Genomic DNA, 16,244 nt, shown 5'->3' on the forward strand with positions numbered 1-16,244 from the left:
TACAGGAATGCAGGAGCCGTGGGTCGTGAGATTCGCGGCTCTTTTCGCGCTTCGCGCTCTCACCGGGATCAGAACTGCTGCGCTGTGCAGACGTCTTCCCGGCTTATGGTGAGGGTTATTGTTTATATATTAAAAGGAGATTATGGAGTAAGTCACACTCACACCTATGTATGTGGCAATCCCTTTGTGAGTGCAGCCAAGACCTATGGACGGTCCGATATGCCATCGTTTTGGTTTTCCGGGAGGCTGCCTGATTGTCACGGTCCTGATTCTCGGGAATACAGATATGCTGTCAAGCCTGGGAGCATATCCGCTGACCCATGCGTGATAATCATCACCCTCATATTCCCTCTGCGTTATCGGAATCTCCACCGCCATACTGTCAATCTCCGGTGGAATATTTTCCTCGGCCATTTTGCATGAATCCGGAATAAATCCGGATGTGCTGTCTTTGGAGATGAAGACGGGGAGAAGCCTGATCTGGGTGCCGAGGGAGAGCTCCTGTCGTGGGGATGGGAGGGAATACGGCACCGTGTCGATGTATGTCACTGTATCAATCACCACATCCCCGACAGTTCCGGGAGGATATGCCTGTTGAGGGGTCTGACACTTGTGCAGGTAGGCTCCGGCAATGATGCTGAGGACAACCACTGCAATGATTCCAAGAAGATTCTTCATGATTTAAGGGAATTTATATGGTTGATGTAATCAATGATTCCGTTGACGTGAGCGAGTGCTATGCGCTGCTTGCTTCCAGTGAGGAGCCTCACCCCTTCGCGAGTGTCATGGAAAGCGCTCTCGGTCAACACTGCGGGACATTTCGTGTCGCGACAGATGGCGAGGTCCTGCTGAATGAATCGCTTCCCCGGCTTGTCGACCACGGCCCGGTTTCCCCTGAGCCCGGCTTCTATGGCCCTTGCCCAGATGGCATCGGCAAGCCTCTTTGATTTCTGCGAGGCGTTGAGTGCCACCTCGGCGACGAATCCGGACCACTCGCCGTCATGCCACTTGCCGTCGCAAGAGTTGGCATTGCTGTGGATTGACACGAGCATCACATCCTCCTTGCCGTATAGGTCGCATATCGTGTTGACGCGCTTCACGCGGCTGTCTGTGCCTTTGTTGATTGGGATGTCGTCACGCTCCGGCACAAGCAGACGTGCGTCATAACCCAACCGTGTAAGCTCGCGCACGATGATGTCTGCCAATTCGCGGCTCCATGCCCATTCCTGATACTTCCCGTCCGGCGAACACTTACCCTTCGTGTCGAATCCGTGACCGTTGTCTACTAAGATTATCATTATCCAAAAGTTTTTTGATTAAATATTCAGTGATTAAATATTCAGATGGTGTCGTATCCATAATTCCTCAATATCAGATTTAGCCATCCTCTTCCGTTTTCTTAGCCGACACATCCTCCAGGCATTTGCCTATGTCGTGCCGACCGATAATCAGCTTCCAAAGATTCAGGATTTTTCCATAGCCGCGATACTCCGCATAATTGTTGATCACGCTGCTCAACTCATTGGCATAGACATAGATCACAATCGCTATCGACACCAGCGGGACACCCAACACCACACCGAAAGAGTGACGGCAGATGTATGCCACGAAAATCCATGTCACATAGTCAAGCATCTTGTTCATTGTCCTGCGGCGCATACGGCTGCCACGAATCTGCTCCCCGCGTTTCCTTGCCGCAAGGATCCCGAAACGGAGGTCTGCCATAATAAGGGCAATCGCAAACATCGCCCACCATCCCATGACGCTCACGAAATCAGCGAGCGTAACCCGGATCAGATCCTGGATTCCAAATAAAATTTCCTCATTCATTTTCGTTTCAGTTTTTTTGGTAAAATTTCTATCTATACCGTCGCCCTCTCCTCGCAAATGAGAGGCATGCGCATCAGTATACCCTTCTGAAATAAGCGGTCACAGTGCCGGTGGTGTTCCAGGTCTTTCCCCCGTCATTTGAGACCTCTATTACTATTGATGACGTCGTGCCGTATGGAATCAATGCATTTGCCTGTGCGTAGAGTGTCGTCTTTGACTTCGCCGCCATCGACCAACTGTTTTTTTCGGGACTTGCCGCGGGCTGGTCGGATATTTTCAGGGGTATGGGCTTAGACCTCGAGTAGTCATCTTCAGATATGTATCCCATGTTCTGCGGGATCCGGTCGAATGAGCCATAGGCAGTCGCACGCAATATTATGTGTCCGGATGCCTTCTGCATCTGGCTGTCGAGATAAGCCGTGCTGTTGGCGTTGTTGTCAAACCTCACCTTGAAGCGCAGCGAATCCGAGGATATCCTCGTCTCGGCAGAGGGGAAGTTGGCGTAGGCGGTAGACGTGGTGAGCGCGTATTGGAGCATGTTGGCGATGTATGGGGAAGCTTTCGTGACGGTTATCTTCGTGACGCATCTCTGGGCGGAGAGGCTGTAGGGGGCGATGAACGCCGCGCCGTTTGCCGCCGCGTAGGCGTTGGCAGGGGTAATCTGATAGTAGCTACCCTTGTCGGTCTTTGTCGCCGAGGACTTCACGCGGTTGAACCCCACGCAGGCGATGAAGTTGTAGTTGTTGGCAGTCAGTCCGCCCAGTGTCTCAATGACGGAGAGCGGCACCTCGATGCGCAGCCCCATACCCGTGGTGGCATACAGGGTGGTCTTCGGCGCGAAGACCGCGAATGGCACCTTGGTCGAGAAGTCGCCCCCGGTGACGGATTCATAGTCGGCGGTCTTATACAGCTCCACGACGAAGTAATACTCGTTGGGCTCGGGGATTAGATATCTGAACATCCACCCGACGGAGTCAGCCGGGATTAGGGCGTAGAACGGCACGTTGACGTCGTCATATCTGTTGACTGACATTGTTGCCGGCTTCGCGTTGATGCCCGCGGCGGCGCCCGCCACACCCGCGTCAAGGAACTGAGCGTTGTTGTGGCGGTATCCGTCGAAATCGGCGAGACGGCTGTAGTCAGTGCCGGCGACAGGCGGACGATATATGAAGTTGGAATGATTGCCGCCGCTCATGGCGACCACATCATAGCACAGCTGTATCAGGTTTCCCGTCGCTTTCCTGCAGTAGTTCTGCTCGGCGGTGTTCATGGGGTATTCCATTCCCCAGTATATCGGCTTGCCTGCCGCCTGCCCACGATTGCCGGCATAGATGCCCGTCTTGTCGGTGGCATTGCCGGGCGTTGTGCCGGTGCCGGGGTCGAAGTCCGTGCCGAACGGGTTGGTGCCCCTGACGGGCTTGCACCGGCTCCATTTGCAGATCTTGCCGTGGGAGTTGCCGCACAGATATGCAAGGTCATAGGCACCGTCGCTCTGCGCGGTGCCCAGACCTAAGAGGGAATACATCTCCGCGATCGTGATGGGGGCGGAGACCAGTCCGTTGCTCACGCTCATCTCTGCTGATTGGTGAAATAGTTTGTGAGCATGCCGAGGAACTGGATGCGCTCCTGCTCGAAGCAGCCAGCGGCATGGGATATTGTGATAGTGCCCTCCGTGCCGACGACGTCCACGATGTCGTCAAGCTCCTTGCGCGTCATGGGCTGGATCTCGACTTCCGTTGTGACTTGCGCCTGCTTGCGGCGCACATCGGAATATGCCTCGGTGAGCCCGTCCACAATCTTGTCGAACTCTTTGTCATATTCGTTGCCCTTGGATTTGGCTTCCTCATGCGCCTGTATCCTGGAGTCGAAGTCACTGTACTTCTCGTCTTTCTTGAGCTCATCGAGGGCTTTCCTGCATGCCTCCTCGTATTCCTCCATCTTGCGCTGATGCGCGAGACGGTGCAGCAGGATTGTGGTGACGGTGGATGCGGGCATCTTTCGCCCTTCCATCACGGTTGGGATGTTGGAGAGGATCTGATTGCTGATGAAGATCTCGTTGTAGGTCGCTTTCATTGTCTGATGATGTTTTTTAGGATATTGTTATAATGATGCCGTATTGATTGAGCCGCCCTTGACGGACTCGCTCACGTTGTTGACGAACGCGATGACCGCGGATAGGATTTCAGGCTGAGTGTCGTTCTCCACGTTCTGGAAGTTGATGGAGAGGTTCTTGGAAAGGTTCCCCGCGTCATATCCGCTGAATGATGCGAGGTTCACGCCTTCCGCTGCCACGGAGCCGACGATGTTGCCCGCTGAGTTTCCTGTCACGTCTACATTGCCCGTGATGTCATACGCCCTTGCCGGGTCGTTGGAGTTGTCAACAGTCAGGTTGGCACTGTTGATCCCTTTCAATGTCAATTTGTCATTCATAATTAAAAAGAGTTTAAAACATTTTTTTGATATATTTCAGGAATCTCTGGATGTCAAAGATTGCCTGTGGAAATTAATTCCTTCAGTTTTCTGTTTTCCCTTTCAAGGGCAGCGACCCTGCCTTTGAGGTCAAGGGTTTCCTTGCCCACGGATATCACGGACAGGAGAGCCGCCTTGCCGTAGTCGAGGGAGAGGGAGTCGCCACCCTCCACGACCTGCGGGAGTATGCGCTGCCAATACTGCGCGGAAGAGCCGACGTGGATGCCCCTGTCGGGGCGGTCGTTCCATACATGACGGAATGAGGGCGCCTTTGCGATGTCATCCAATCGGAGGGAGAGCTGGCTCACGACGGTCTTGTGGCGCATGTCGGAAAGACAGGTTACGCCTCCGGAGCAGACGAACCCACCCGATTGTGTGATCTCGGCAGTGATTGACGCGGTGCGGAACTTGATGCCCTTGTAGCCGTTGAGGTGAACGTAGTTGTCGGCGGCGAAGGTGAGTCCGTACCAATATGTCGAGCCTGTCTTGTCGTCGGGATATTGGGTGATTCCTCCACCACTACCGACCTGCATAAATGAGGCAAAAACTTTTCCGAAGAACCTTCCGTCGCCCGTGTGTGAAATTGAAGCCACGTTGCCACCGGTCTTATGTCGGAAAATCCAACCGCGTTTTGCCGCATTGGTTCCCCCGTCCATTGTGAAGTATGTCGCCCAATCTCCGGTTATTCCTCCATGAGTGCCGAATGTCGCGGTCTTTCCGAAGAGTATGCCATACGACTGGATATTGTTGACACCGTTGTATAGGGATATGCCGTCGCCTGTTCCGGTGTTTGTCCTCACGGCGAGCTTTGTGGAGGAGAGGTTGCCGTCCTTGTCGACGGAGAACTCGGAGTTTGCACCGCATTGCAGCTTGCCGTCGGAGCGGATGGTTCCACCCGCCGTATAGAATGCCTTGCCGTTGTATGTGCGCACCCATGTTGCGTCTGCCATGTAGATGCCTCCTCCATGAGTGTCGGATTTCCATCCGACATTACCCGTGGTGCCTATCCAACCGTTTGCGTGTATCTGTCCGTTAACGTCAAGTTTCTGCGCAGGTGTGTTTTGACCGATGCCGACATTGCCATTTGTAGATATAGAGATTGCGTCCACGCTATTATAGCCGATACCGAAACGATTATCACCGTACATACCGACACGGTAGTAGTTTGTGGTCTGATTCGCATTGTAAAACCGCATGAACGCTCCGCTGCTTGCTTCCTTGCGGTAGAGGGCGATACCTGTTTCGGTGGTGTAGTTGATTGTCATCGTACCCGTGATTTTGGTTGAGCCGTTGACATCCAACTTGGTGGAGGGTGTAGTAGTGCCGATGCCCACGTTCTTGTTGCCGAGGATTGCTATTGCAGGAGAATCGTATGTGCCGCCATAATACGTCCACTTCAACGCATCATTTACAGCGTATGATCCACACACACGAGCCAATACGGTCGTTGCGTCAGAGGCACAAGCCACCATACCGAATGCCGAGGATGAATCATGAATCAGTGTAACACCCTGTCCCGAAAATCTGACTTTTCTGTTTCCGTTTATCGCTTGCAGGTATGCGCCCGAAACAGCTAACGTGAGGTTTCCTGCATTAGTTATCCTTGCAAGCTCCGTGCGGGATGATGCATTGGCACCTTTGTAGAACCCGATCACACCCGTTTCTGATGCACCGAGCCACAGATTGTTGCTGTTGCCCGAATGAATCATGTTGGCATATAGGGATGCTGCGTTTGTCGCTGCGCTTCCAATGTTGCTTGCATCCTTTGATGTAAAGGCGATGCTGCCCACAGATGACAATGTGCCCGTTACGTTTGCCGTGCCGTTGAACGACTGCCCCCACAGGGTGCGGGCGGTTACAAGTTTGGTAGCACTCGCCACGTTGTCGGTGGTGAGCGCATCGTTGCGGGTTATCAGGGCGGGCTGTGTCGTGGTTGGGGCGATGGATTGGCTGCTGACGGTGTAGGATGCGGTGCGCAGTGTGGGGATGATGAACCGGCTTGTGTAGAAGTTGTACTTCGCACCGCCGCGTACATAGACGTATTCCGTGGAGGAGTTGGTTAGCTGCCCCAATCCGCAGACGGGATTTCCTGTCGCGCCCGCACCGGTTATGAACTTGTGGACGACACGTTGTGCCGAAGTCCAACCGTAGGATGATCCGTTGACGGTGTAGTCAAGCATAAGAGCCATCCTCTTGTCGGTTCGGGTGTTCCATGCGCCGGGAGCATCGTTGCTGCCCTCAATCCTTATGCGCGTCTGCAATGAGTTGCCGATAGCCATTGTGACGGGGTACCATGTGTTTGCGTCGAGTGCTGTCGCGTCAATGGTGGTCTTGCAGTAGCTTTCGAAGGATTCCTTGTGGTAGTTGTCGAGACGGTCGGCGTTGAGGTTGTCGCAGAGTGTCGTGGAGGTCACGTTGAATGGCTTCGTGCCTGTCGCGACAGAGGAGGTGATCTGCCCGGAGAAGTTGCCGAGTACGGAGTAGACGTTCTTCCAGCGATGTGTCGATTCGCCAAGGTCTACAAGGTTCGTGGTGCCGGGATTCAGCTTGTTTGCCTGTATGATGAGGTCGCAGTTGGCACCGGCTCCTGCCGCCTTTCCGTTGGTGACAAATCCCAATGTACCGCCTGCTGCTGTTGCAGCGATGTAGTTGTAGCTGGCACGTCCGAATCCGAGGTGCTTGACGGCTTGGTTAATGTTTATCTGCAACGCCCCTGTCATGGTGTCGCCTGCTTTCTTGACGTATGTGGAGGCGGCGGTAGCAGCAGTGATGCCATCCGTTATACCATAACCCGATAGAGTCGTAGGCTTGCTCGTGATTGCAGTCCACGACATTGAGGTGGGGATGTCGGAAGCTAATGCAATTCTTTGCCAAGCTTTCCATGTGGCACTATCACCATTATAATCCCTTATATATAAACCAACATTACTAACGGTTGACCGCAACAATTGAGAATACCAACCATTTGCACTGCGAAAACCTAATACGCCGTAAGCATCCACTCCGCTTGGTTTGTTTGCGGTAGTATTGCTCCCACCTGCAAACGACACCTCAAAACCTGTCGGTTTCATTGCATTAAGGTCTGCGTATGTTTTGGGATTGATATGGTCGAGTGCTTGATGGCTCGTCAAGAATGTCGCGCCCTTGGTCACGGTGATTGCGGTGCCGTTCTTGGCTATAGCGGTCACTGCGTTGCCTGTGCCTGTCGTGGTCACGGACAATGCGCTGCCTCCCTCAAGGCTCTTGACCCTTGTGTGCAGGTCGTAGCCGAGGTTCGCTCCAAGTGCATCGTTGGTGGTTGACGGCGGAGCGGACGTCCCCCATGCTCTCATCAATCCGAATGATGAACCGCCGCTTCCGCTTGCAGAACCGGAACCCAACGCGCTGACACCTCCCGTGGAGTAGAAGCTCCTGTCAACTTTCAGAGCCTTGTTTACGGAATCCCAAGATATTGTCGCATCGCCTATCTTGATGCCAGATGCGGACGCGGTTATCAGACCTGTCACGCCCAATGTGCCACTGACATGAAGTTTGTATGATGGGGATGTCGTCCCCACGCCGACATTTCCGCCGTGCACAACATACAGAGCCGAGTTGCCGATGTAGACATTGCCCGATTCATTGTTGATGCGGAAGGGTCTGAGCGCATTATACGTCCCTCCGGCATCATCCTTTGCGGTCAGCATGAAATATGTGTTTGCCCCGTCCTGCCGGATGAAGAATCCGTAGCTGCCGTATTTGGCGCGGAATGCGTTGGCGGACGTGGAAACCACCTCGCCTGTGAAGTTGCCACCGGTGGCGTAGAGTGTAGCCCAACGCGCAGTCGCACTGCCGAGAGTCAACTTGGTCGTCGCGGCATCGTAAGGCTTGAATGCGGAGGCGTTTAATATCACGGATTTTGTATCGTCATCGTTGGCTTTCAGTGCGATGTTTGCAGTGCTATGGAGTGTGAGCGCACCGTTGGCTTTTATTGTCATGGCAGCGGAACCAGTGATATTCCCGACACTTGTGAGGTTGCCCGTGACATTTGCAGTGCCATCAAATGATTTGCCCCACAGGGTGCGTGCGGTCTGCAATTTCGAGGCGGAAGCCACGTTGTCGGTGGTGAAGGCAATCGTCTTTATATCATCGTTCCATCCCGACATGTCCTCTTTCGCATTACGATAATAGACATGATTGTTGCCTCGTCCAGAAAAGATCTGCCATGCTCGAGCCATACCATTCCCTATGGAGATCCCACTTTTGTATGCCATTGTAGTTACATCTGTAACATTGCCGTTAGCTTGCCACATAAAAGCATTAGAGGGTATATCCGAAGCATTATCGAATGTAATGGCAGTTATATATTTAGCAGTTAAACTCCCGTTATGCACACCGTCCAACATGTCGGCATTAAGGTTGGTGTTGACCGTACCGTTGCTTATCGGGGCGTTGCCGTTTGCGTTGCCGAACGTGTATGTCCCTGCTGTGATTGTGCCAGCGTTCATATACACGGGACGGTTTGCCGCCCCCACCGTGGAAGACGATGCGGTGGCTGTTCCCAAACTAAGATATATCGGTTTCACCCCACTTCCGACGGTGGCTGAGCCGAGTTTTGAAGCCACGTCCGCAGTTCCCTTGAATGTTGCATCAACAAAACGGCTGATCCGTGTACTTGCCGACAATAATGTGAATGTGGTGTCCGTCGGTGTGGAAGTGTTTCCCGTCCAATCTATCGTAGCCTGCAATGCGAAGAGATTTAGGTTGTATGTCACATACTGACCTTTCAGTATAAGATACACCTGTCCTGCGGCATTGACACCGATGTCCCACGTGGCTGAGGATTGGTTAGTCACAAATCCTCTTATGCCTACACCGTTACGTCTGCCGGCATATATGTCGATCACTGCCTTTTCGGTTCCTCCGAAGCCGCCTATGTCACCCGTTATGTGTAGCGAGTCAAAGGTGGAATTGGATGATGTGGGCAGTGTGCCGAGAAGTATGTATTTTGTTCCTGTTTCAAGAGTCCTACCGGAGCATACACGGGTGAATCGGGATGCGTGAAGACCGTCCAACAAATCTGCATTGAGATTCGTCACAAGATTGGTGTTTGCCATCGAGCCCCCCGAAAGTTTCAGATAGAGGGCATCCGTCTTACCCTTGATGTAGTTCCAAACAAATGTTGCCTTCCTACGGTAATAGTTGTTGCCGGCAGGTGTTGACGCATGGGATGTCACAAACAGGGTGGAGTCTGTGACGTTGGAATCCCCCTCCGTCAGCTTGTTGATTAGCGCGGTGACACCGGGAGCGGTGCCGTTGGTGCCGTCGGTCTTTATATAGGATGCCAACAGCGTCTTGTCTGCCTTGTTGGTGTATAGATCGTAGCCTAATTTCGCAGAGAGGACGTGGAGCGACTTGTCTGCGGTGTAGTCAGTCCACCCGTCCAAGCGGGAGTAGGAACTTCCCGAACCGCTGCCCGACACATTGCCGTTGCCGAGGGCGGAGACGCCTCCCGTGGAATATATGCCCGTATTAAACTTCAATGCCTTGCTTGCGGAATCCCATGTGATTGTGCAGTCTCCTATCCTCACGCTTGCCAGGGTTGCCTGCCCTGTCGTGCGCAGTGTGCCCGTCACGTCAAGATTATAGGCGGGAGCGGTCTGTCCAATACCGACGTTACCGTTTGTATGCACCGATATTTTCTCGGTGCCGGCGACGCAGATGCGCAGGTTGTAGCCGCTATCCGTATCTATGTATCGCAGATAGGCACGCTCATATACCTTTGTGGAGGTGCCTATGGTCGATGCATGGGTAGTGGTGGGGATGATGTTGCCTGTGCCTGTAATGTCGCCGCTGACGTTCGCCGTGCCGTTGAACGACTGCCCCCACAGGGTGCGGGCGGTCTGGAGCTTCGTGGCGGTGGATATATTGCCATAAAGATTTACTCCGGATGTGTCATACACCACGGAGAGACCCGCGGCCGTGCCGTCGGATTCACACGGCACGGAAATGAACTCGGAAAGAAGATTTGCCTTATATCCGACAAAATAGTGGTTGCGTCCGCTCCCTGTCTTGTAGAGCGCGATATAATACTTGCCGTTGTATGACACTACCCTCGGGCGCAGATATGTGGTGTCGTCCGTGATCATCTTGCGGTAGGTGCGGTTATAGCAGCACATCGCTATGATTTTCTGAACCACAGTGCCTGCCATGTTGCCTCCACGCTGACCATACATATAGCCGATGATGCCCGCGTCAGATCCACCGTCGCCCTCGGTCTTGTTGTACCATGTGGTCACGTCGGCGATAAGCAGGTAGCTCGGCTTGCCGCCGTTGTCTGAAACGCCGAAACTCATGTAATGATAGTTGCCCACCGCCTTCGGTGTGACCGCCTTTGTCGTGCCTCCGATCGTGATTGAGAGCTGGTCAGAGGCATTGTTCGTGAAGGCAGTGAACAATCCGCCTGCGTGTATCCCGTCCAGGAGGTCGGCATCAAGGCCGCTGCCGGAGCCGTCAACGGTCTTCAGCTTCGCCAGCACATCCGCTGCCGTGTAGGATGACTTGGGCAGGGCATAGGTGGAGTAGTTGCCGGAATCAAGCACATTGTATGTCCCGCTGTTTCCTGTCCCGACAGTGAGATGTCCCGTCTTGCTTCTAAGGTGGGTCGCCGCCGTGGACGTTGCCCCGACGCTCCCTATGACGGTGCGCGTGCCGTCAAAAAACAGTATTCCTCCGGATGTCTCGTTCTTACCATATATGTATGATCCTTGCGGAATCACGATTGAATTGGAGAACGTCTTCTGTCCGGATATTGTCTGCGCTCCATTCAGATTCACATAATTCGCGAGCGACTGGTGGCTCGTGAGGAATGTCGCGCCCTTGGTCACGGTGATTGCGGTGCCGCTCTTGGCTATCGCGGTCACTGCGTTGCCCGTGCCTGTCGTGGTCACGGACAATGCGCTGCCACCCTCAAGGCTCTTGACCCTTGTGTGCAGGTCATAGCCGAGGTTCGCAGCGAGTGCATCTGTGGTGTTTGTTCCGGGGTCGGCGGATGGCCACGCCTTCATCAGACCATACGAGCCGCCACCGCCGCTGCCCGACACATTGCCGTTGCCGAGGGCGGACACACCGCCGACGGAGTAGAAGCCGTATTTCGCCTTGATCGCGTACTCGCCGTTGCCGAGCGACACTTTCTCGAACAGGTCGTTGAACGTGGTTTTGTCGAGCTTGCCGTCGAGGGAGGTCTGCAATCCGGTGATCTTGGAAATAGGGAGGGTCGGGATGTCGGTGGCGGAAAGCGTGGCGCCGGATGTCACACGTCCGTAGGCATCGACAGTGAGCTTCGTGTAGGTGCCGGCGGTCACGCCGCTCTCGGCAAGTGATAGGGTGCGGTCTGCCGAAAGGTCTCCCCCACCCGTCAATCCTGTTCCGGCGGAAATCGTCGTGCTCTTGTCGGCTTTCTTTGCAATGTCGGCACTGGGACAGCTCACGTCGCCGTCGCCTTCGAGGGCGTCGAGGAGGGTGAGGACCCATTGGCGGTCTTCGTCGCTCATGCCGGCAATTATTGTGAGGCGGTCGGCTATGGAGCCGTCGATGTATAGGGACATCCCCCCACCCTTCCCGCCTGTGGGGATCCACTGTCCGGCTTCGCTGCGGTAGACATCGCCGGGGATTGTGTCGCCAACGACGGCGTACCATCCGGGGAGTGGACAGGGGTAACGACGGCGGAGGTCGTCGATGGTGGCGTACAGTCCTTTCATGGCTCCGCGGAAGTTGCGTGCCTCGAACCAACCTTTTACGTTTAGGTCGTGGTCGATGCATGCGTTGCCGTTGAGTTCGAGGTCGCCGCCGATGACGGTGTTCTGGGAGACGTTGAGATGGCCTTGTATGTCTTGGCTGTCTTTGCTCATCGTGGATGGGGTTTGTTTTTTTTGCTTTTGGAGAGGATCCCCTCGGCCGTGGCCTCGGGCACGGGACTCCAGTAATCGGGACTATATCATGGATTTGGAAAGTTCGAGCATTGTGGTGGCGAGCTGGTCGCCGAGTGCCGCGAGGACGAGGGAGGCGGCACGGTAGACTGTGGCGCTGTAGAGGTCTTCGGGGATGTCGAGTGCCCCGTCGGCATCGATGCGGGGGATGGGGAGGTAGCACGCCTGTGCGATTGTGGCGTCGGCGTTGCGGCAGGAGTAGAATTCGAGCACCTTGCCTTCGGCGCGACGGACGAGTGCGACAACGGGGCGTTCCGGGTTGCCGCATATCCCTTTGAAGGGGGATGCCTGCTGCCTGTAGATAGGGTCGGATTCGGTGATTGCCTCGAAGACGGGACGGTCCCAGTCGCTCATCTGGAATGATATTAGGCGCATGAAGTCGTCGGGGAGGACGAGGAATCCTTTTCCGTCGGAGCCGATGAAGAATGTGGATTCCTCGCCGGGTTCGAGTATGTGTCCGGATTCGAGCATGAACAGTGGGGCTTCCATCTCGACAAGGCGGAGTGCGTCGGGGAGCTTCGCCTTTATGAGTGTGTCGAGGGTGAGCGTGTCGGAGTCGCCGACGGCAAGGAGGGGGGTGTCGGTACGGTTCATGTCGATGGCGACACGGACGGCACGGGTAAGTTCGTCGGTCTTGACTTTCATGCCATCATGCTATGATGATTTCCAGTCCGTGGGATCGTGCGGCGGATTTTGCCTGTGCGGTGGTGCGGACCTCGCGCTCTTCGTAGCCGAATTCTTTCTTGAGGTATTCGCGGGCATCGGGGAGACAGGCAAATTCCATTACGTGGGGAGCGGAGGCTGACTCGCTGGCGGCAGGGATGGAGCCCGAGGCCATGACCTCGGGCTCAGGACTCAAGGCGGCGGAGGGAGCTTCCGGAGATGGAATCTCCGGGACGGGGACGCCTTCGGCGCGAAACTGACGCTGGGCGGCGACGGAGGAGGCTTGCTCCGGGGCGGAGCAAGGGGATTGACCTGAAGCAACATCAGCGGGGGAAGGGGCTGGAGCGGAGCAAGGGGATTGGGGAGCAACCCCGGCGGCGGGGGCTTCTACGACCGGGAGGGAGGGGGCGGGATTGGTGTGGACGCGGATCTCCTCGTTGAGGGGGATGGTGCGGACACTGCGGATTTTTCCGGCACGGAAGTCGGGGGACTGCTCTATGGCGAGCTGGATGACGGGGTTGTCGGTCGTGTAGGTGGCGGGGATGATGCCGTTGGGGGTCTTGGAGCCTCCGGAGAATGAGATCTGGACGCAGCCTTTGCCGAATGGGATGCGCGCGCCCCATTCTATGAGTCCGTAGACGCCGTAGGTAGTTTTTCTTTTTTTCATGTGGGGTATTTTTTAGGATGAGGGAGGGGCGGAGCTGTGCCTCCCCTCCCCCTCGGGATTATGTCTGCATCGGGGATCAGCCGTGGATTATGCCGGAGAATTCCTTCCAAGTTTTGTTCTTGTATTGCCATGCCTCGCCGCAGACGGCGTTTGCGTTGATGCCGGGGCAGTCGGCAAGGAGGACGTAGATAGTGCCCTCGACAGGAGTGGCAGGAGCGTCGGCGGATGCCCACATGATGTAGGACTCGGCACCGGCTGCGGGACTCTCCCCTTCTCCGTCGATCCAGATGTGGCAGCTTCCTTTGAGGGCAAGTGCATCCCAGACAACGGTGGACTCGCGTTTTGCCTCGTGACCCTCGATGCGCTCGCTGTCCTTATGCTCGGCGGAGTAGACGTAGTGGACGAGGCGGTCGTAGGCAATGACTCCGGCGGAGTTGCTCCAACCGAGACGGTCGAGTGTGGGTTCGTGCTTGAGCTCGATGTCGCCGAAGACGGTGTGGATTGTGGATACGGACCATCCGACGGGGTTTGTCTTGACAATGATCTGCACTTCGGGGTGCTTGGAATAGTCGATTGTCTGGATGTTTTCGAGGAAGTTCTTTCCACAGAGTGCGATTACGCTCTTGGGAACGTCGTCGCCGGTGAAGATCATTTTTGCGAGGGAGATGAGCTCCTCGAAGGTCCATTTACCAACCTTGTCGAGGTGTCGCTTGATCTGGTAGCGTATGCCTTCGGTGGTGTAGATGCTCTGGATTCCGAGTGGGGTCTCGATCTGGATCTTGCCCTTACGACCTGCCCATAGCGTGCGGTTGCCCTTGACCTTGAAATCGGCAATCTGCGCCTCGGCGATGAGTGCTTGAGAGAATGGGATTCTTTTCTTGACGCTCTCGAAATAGTCGCTGACGATTGAGTTGAACCCTCGTTTCTGTGCGTAGATCTCGGTGGGCATAGGGACGATGAGGTTTGGAGCGACTTCCTTCTGTGTCTCGAACATGGCGGTTGACATAATGACGAGCGTTGTGCCGGCCGGAATTTCGGGGACGTTGGAGACCTCGTCGGTCTCGGTGGTCTTCTTCCCGTTGATTGCCATGGCGATGGGCGCACCGTCGTTGTCTTTCCCGGTGACGAAGAGCATTAGGTCTTCTCCGGGTGTGGCTGTCGCGCCCTTTGCGTCGTAGCCGTCGACGCCCTTGACAAGGACGGTGGTGAACGGCTGGAGAAGTTTCTTGTCGGTGTTCTCGAGACTGAGAGTGACGCGGTCTGTCGTGCCGTCGCCTACGGCTGCCTTCGTGACGATGCGTGCACGGGGCTCGTCGATGGCGTAGTGCTGTATGACGGGTGAGTTTACCTTTACACGCTTTGCGCGGAGCATGATCTGCATGAGCGGTGTGTCGTCGGAGTTAAACCGGAAAAGGTTCTCGTCGATGTCGGTGTCGATGAGGTTGCCGGGTGCGATTCCCCCGGTGGCTGCCGCCACGGTGCTGACGGTGGTTGACTCGCCGGGGAGCTGAGTTGGGAGCCCGGCATGACCGGGGGATGTGGTCGGGGTCTGTGCGCCTGTCACGACGGGACCTCCAGTTGCATTGTCTGTTGCCATTTGATGGATTATGTTATGATTAATATTCGGATTCTGATTCAGGAGGGCTCAATGATCAAGCCGGGACGAATCCCGCCGGAGAGGTCGGCGAGGGCGCTGACGGTGGCGGAGCATCCGGGAGCGTGGCAGGGTATGCCTGCGGAGCCGCGGACGGGGGCGTCGGAGGAGCGGCTTCCGACAATTTTCAGTTGGGAGCCGTTCATATCATCGTGCCTGTGCAGCTATGTCGAAGATTGACGGGGTCTTCTTGCGTGGAGGGGCGGCGTTCTTTCCGCCGAGGGGGACCGTGCCGTCGGACTGCGGCTTGCGGAGAGTCTCCTCAATGCGTGCGTTGCGTCCGGCAATCTCGCCTTCCTGCGATGCTGCGGCGACGTCGGAGTCGTGGTTGATGCCCTTCATGAGCATCTCGACGGTTTCGGGAGAGACCTTTCCGAGGATGTAGTCGCGACAGATCTCGGTGAGGCGCTGCATAGCTGCATCAAGATCGTCGTCGGAGATGCCGTTCTGCTGCACGTAGGATTCGAGTCCCTTCAAGGTCTGGGTGAGATTCTGCTTGTATTCCTCCTCGTATTGAGTCTCCTTCTTGATGCGTTCGGCAAATTCCTTATTGGCCTTTGCAATCTCGTCGAGCTTTTCGGGGTCGTTGATGGCGTCGAGGAGGTCGTCCTTGCCGTAGATGCGGATGAGGGCGACGGCGGGATCGTCGCCGTTCTTCCAGTCCATCATGAGGCGGGCGGAGCGCGGGTCGGACGTGAACATGTCGGAGAAAGCCTGCTCCCGCTTCGCGGACTCACCGAGGCGACGGTCGTAATCGTCGTAATCATCGGAAATCTGGGAGAAAATCTCCTCGTCGTCGGCGAATGCCTTGTCGGGATATTTCTTACGCAATCTTTCAATATGAGCGTCGCGTCGGCTCTTATTTTCTTTTGTATCAGCCATATCGCTTGGTAATGGTGGTTTCTTTCGCGAAGATAACGAGCAGAATATGGTTTGCAGCCTTATGTTTTAAAGTCTGCATGAGTTATTTTTGCGATATGGGACACAGTTTCCT

The 16,244-nt window shown here is 55.3% G+C and carries 13 protein-coding genes; 2 read left to right on the forward strand and 11 right to left on the reverse strand.

Annotated elements, in window-relative coordinates:
* Positions 1–129 precede the first annotated feature (129 nt).
* From E5331_RS05175 to E5331_RS05210, 8 genes are all read right to left on the reverse strand, one after another.
* Positions 130–678 (reverse strand): DUF6808 domain-containing protein, encoded by a 549-nt coding sequence (locus tag E5331_RS05175; protein ID WP_123481778.1) that lies wholly within the window; start codon positions 676–678, stop codon positions 130–132.
* Entirely contained in the window at positions 675–1,298 is a 624-nt protein-coding gene (locus tag E5331_RS05180; RefSeq protein WP_135985406.1) for an N-acetylmuramoyl-L-alanine amidase, read from the reverse strand. The genes E5331_RS05175 and E5331_RS05180 overlap by 4 nt, the downstream gene beginning before the upstream one ends.
* Before the next feature lie 79 nt (positions 1,299–1,377).
* Positions 1,378–1,830 (reverse strand): phage holin family protein, encoded by a 453-nt coding sequence (locus tag E5331_RS05185; RefSeq protein WP_123481776.1) that lies wholly within the window; start codon positions 1,828–1,830, stop codon positions 1,378–1,380.
* Between the two features lie 73 nt (positions 1,831–1,903).
* Positions 1,904–3,403 (reverse strand): hypothetical protein, encoded by a 1,500-nt coding sequence (locus E5331_RS05190; protein ID WP_123481775.1) that lies wholly within the window; start codon positions 3,401–3,403, stop codon positions 1,904–1,906.
* A complete protein-coding gene (locus E5331_RS05195) occupies positions 3,400–3,840 on the reverse strand; it encodes a hypothetical protein (RefSeq protein WP_135985404.1) in 441 nt (146 codons plus the stop codon). Before E5331_RS05195 ends, E5331_RS05190 begins: the two co-directional genes overlap by 4 nt.
* A gap of 90 nt (positions 3,841–3,930) precedes the next feature.
* Entirely contained in the window at positions 3,931–4,260 is a 330-nt protein-coding gene (locus tag E5331_RS05200; RefSeq protein ID WP_123481773.1) for a hypothetical protein, read from the reverse strand.
* 53 nt (positions 4,261–4,313) lie between these two features.
* On the reverse strand, positions 4,314–12,188 hold the full coding sequence (locus tag E5331_RS05205; RefSeq protein ID WP_136013218.1) for a phage tail fiber protein: 7,875 nt from the start codon (positions 12,186–12,188) through the stop codon (positions 4,314–4,316).
* A gap of 81 nt (positions 12,189–12,269) precedes the next feature.
* A complete protein-coding gene (locus E5331_RS05210; RefSeq protein ID WP_135986006.1) occupies positions 12,270–12,755 on the reverse strand; it encodes a hypothetical protein in 486 nt (161 codons plus the stop codon).
* Between E5331_RS05210 and E5331_RS05215 the strand changes: the two genes are divergently transcribed.
* On the forward strand, positions 12,720–12,926 hold the full coding sequence (locus tag E5331_RS05215) for a hypothetical protein (protein WP_135986004.1): 207 nt from the start codon (positions 12,720–12,722) through the stop codon (positions 12,924–12,926). The genes E5331_RS05210 and E5331_RS05215 overlap by 36 nt on opposite strands.
* Here E5331_RS05215 and E5331_RS05220 read toward each other — a convergent pair.
* Entirely contained in the window at positions 12,916–13,104 is a 189-nt protein-coding gene (locus E5331_RS05220) for a hypothetical protein (RefSeq protein WP_135986002.1), read from the reverse strand. The genes E5331_RS05215 and E5331_RS05220 overlap by 11 nt on opposite strands.
* A gap of 243 nt (positions 13,105–13,347) precedes the next feature.
* On the opposite strand from E5331_RS05220, the gene E5331_RS20285 reads away from it, so the two are divergent.
* The gene (locus E5331_RS20285; RefSeq protein ID WP_168355149.1) at positions 13,348–13,509 is read left to right on the forward strand and encodes a hypothetical protein; all 162 of its coding nucleotides are present in this window, start codon (positions 13,348–13,350) and stop codon (positions 13,507–13,509) included.
* Between the two features lie 163 nt (positions 13,510–13,672).
* Here the strand turns inward: E5331_RS20285 and E5331_RS05225 are convergent, their stop codons facing one another.
* Both E5331_RS05225 and E5331_RS05230 read right to left on the reverse strand, forming a co-directional pair.
* The gene (locus tag E5331_RS05225; RefSeq protein ID WP_123481769.1) at positions 13,673–15,193 is read right to left on the reverse strand and encodes a hypothetical protein; all 1,521 of its coding nucleotides are present in this window, start codon (positions 15,191–15,193) and stop codon (positions 13,673–13,675) included.
* 204 nt (positions 15,194–15,397) lie between these two features.
* Positions 15,398–16,132 (reverse strand): hypothetical protein, encoded by a 735-nt coding sequence (locus E5331_RS05230; RefSeq protein ID WP_123481768.1) that lies wholly within the window; start codon positions 16,130–16,132, stop codon positions 15,398–15,400.
* Positions 16,133–16,244 lie beyond the last annotated feature (112 nt).

Origin of the sequence: Lepagella muris, from assembly GCF_004793975.1 — a bacterium.
GTDB lineage: Bacteria > Bacteroidota > Bacteroidia > Bacteroidales > Muribaculaceae > Lepagella > Lepagella muris.

Bases quoted from the DNA above. Each gene is read 5' to 3' on its own strand.
- E5331_RS05180 (WP_135985406.1), bottom strand. From the start codon at position 1,298: ATGATAATCTTAGTAGACAACGGTCACGGATTCGACACGAAGGGTAAG.
- E5331_RS05210 (WP_135986006.1), bottom strand. From the start codon at position 12,755: ATGGAAGCCCCACTGTTCATGCTCGAATCCGGACACATACTCGAACCC.
- E5331_RS05200 (WP_123481773.1), bottom strand. From the start codon at position 4,260: ATGAATGACAAATTGACATTGAAAGGGATCAACAGTGCCAACCTGACT.
- E5331_RS05225 (WP_123481769.1), bottom strand. From the start codon at position 15,193: ATGGCAACAGACAATGCAACTGGAGGTCCCGTCGTGACAGGCGCACAG.
- E5331_RS05205 (WP_136013218.1), bottom strand. From the start codon at position 12,188: ATGAGCAAAGACAGCCAAGACATACAAGGCCATCTCAACGTCTCCCAG.
- E5331_RS05230 (WP_123481768.1), bottom strand. From the start codon at position 16,132: ATGGCTGATACAAAAGAAAATAAGAGCCGACGCGACGCTCATATTGAA.
- E5331_RS05190 (WP_123481775.1), bottom strand. From the start codon at position 3,403: ATGAGCGTGAGCAACGGACTGGTCTCCGCCCCCATCACGATCGCGGAG.
- E5331_RS05175 (WP_123481778.1), bottom strand. From the start codon at position 678: ATGAAGAATCTTCTTGGAATCATTGCAGTGGTTGTCCTCAGCATCATT.
- E5331_RS05220 (WP_135986002.1), bottom strand. From the start codon at position 13,104: ATGGCCTCGGGCTCCATCCCTGCCGCCAGCGAGTCAGCCTCCGCTCCC.
- E5331_RS05185 (WP_123481776.1), bottom strand. From the start codon at position 1,830: ATGAATGAGGAAATTTTATTTGGAATCCAGGATCTGATCCGGGTTACG.
- E5331_RS05195 (WP_135985404.1), bottom strand. From the start codon at position 3,840: ATGGAAGGGCGAAAGATGCCCGCATCCACCGTCACCACAATCCTGCTG.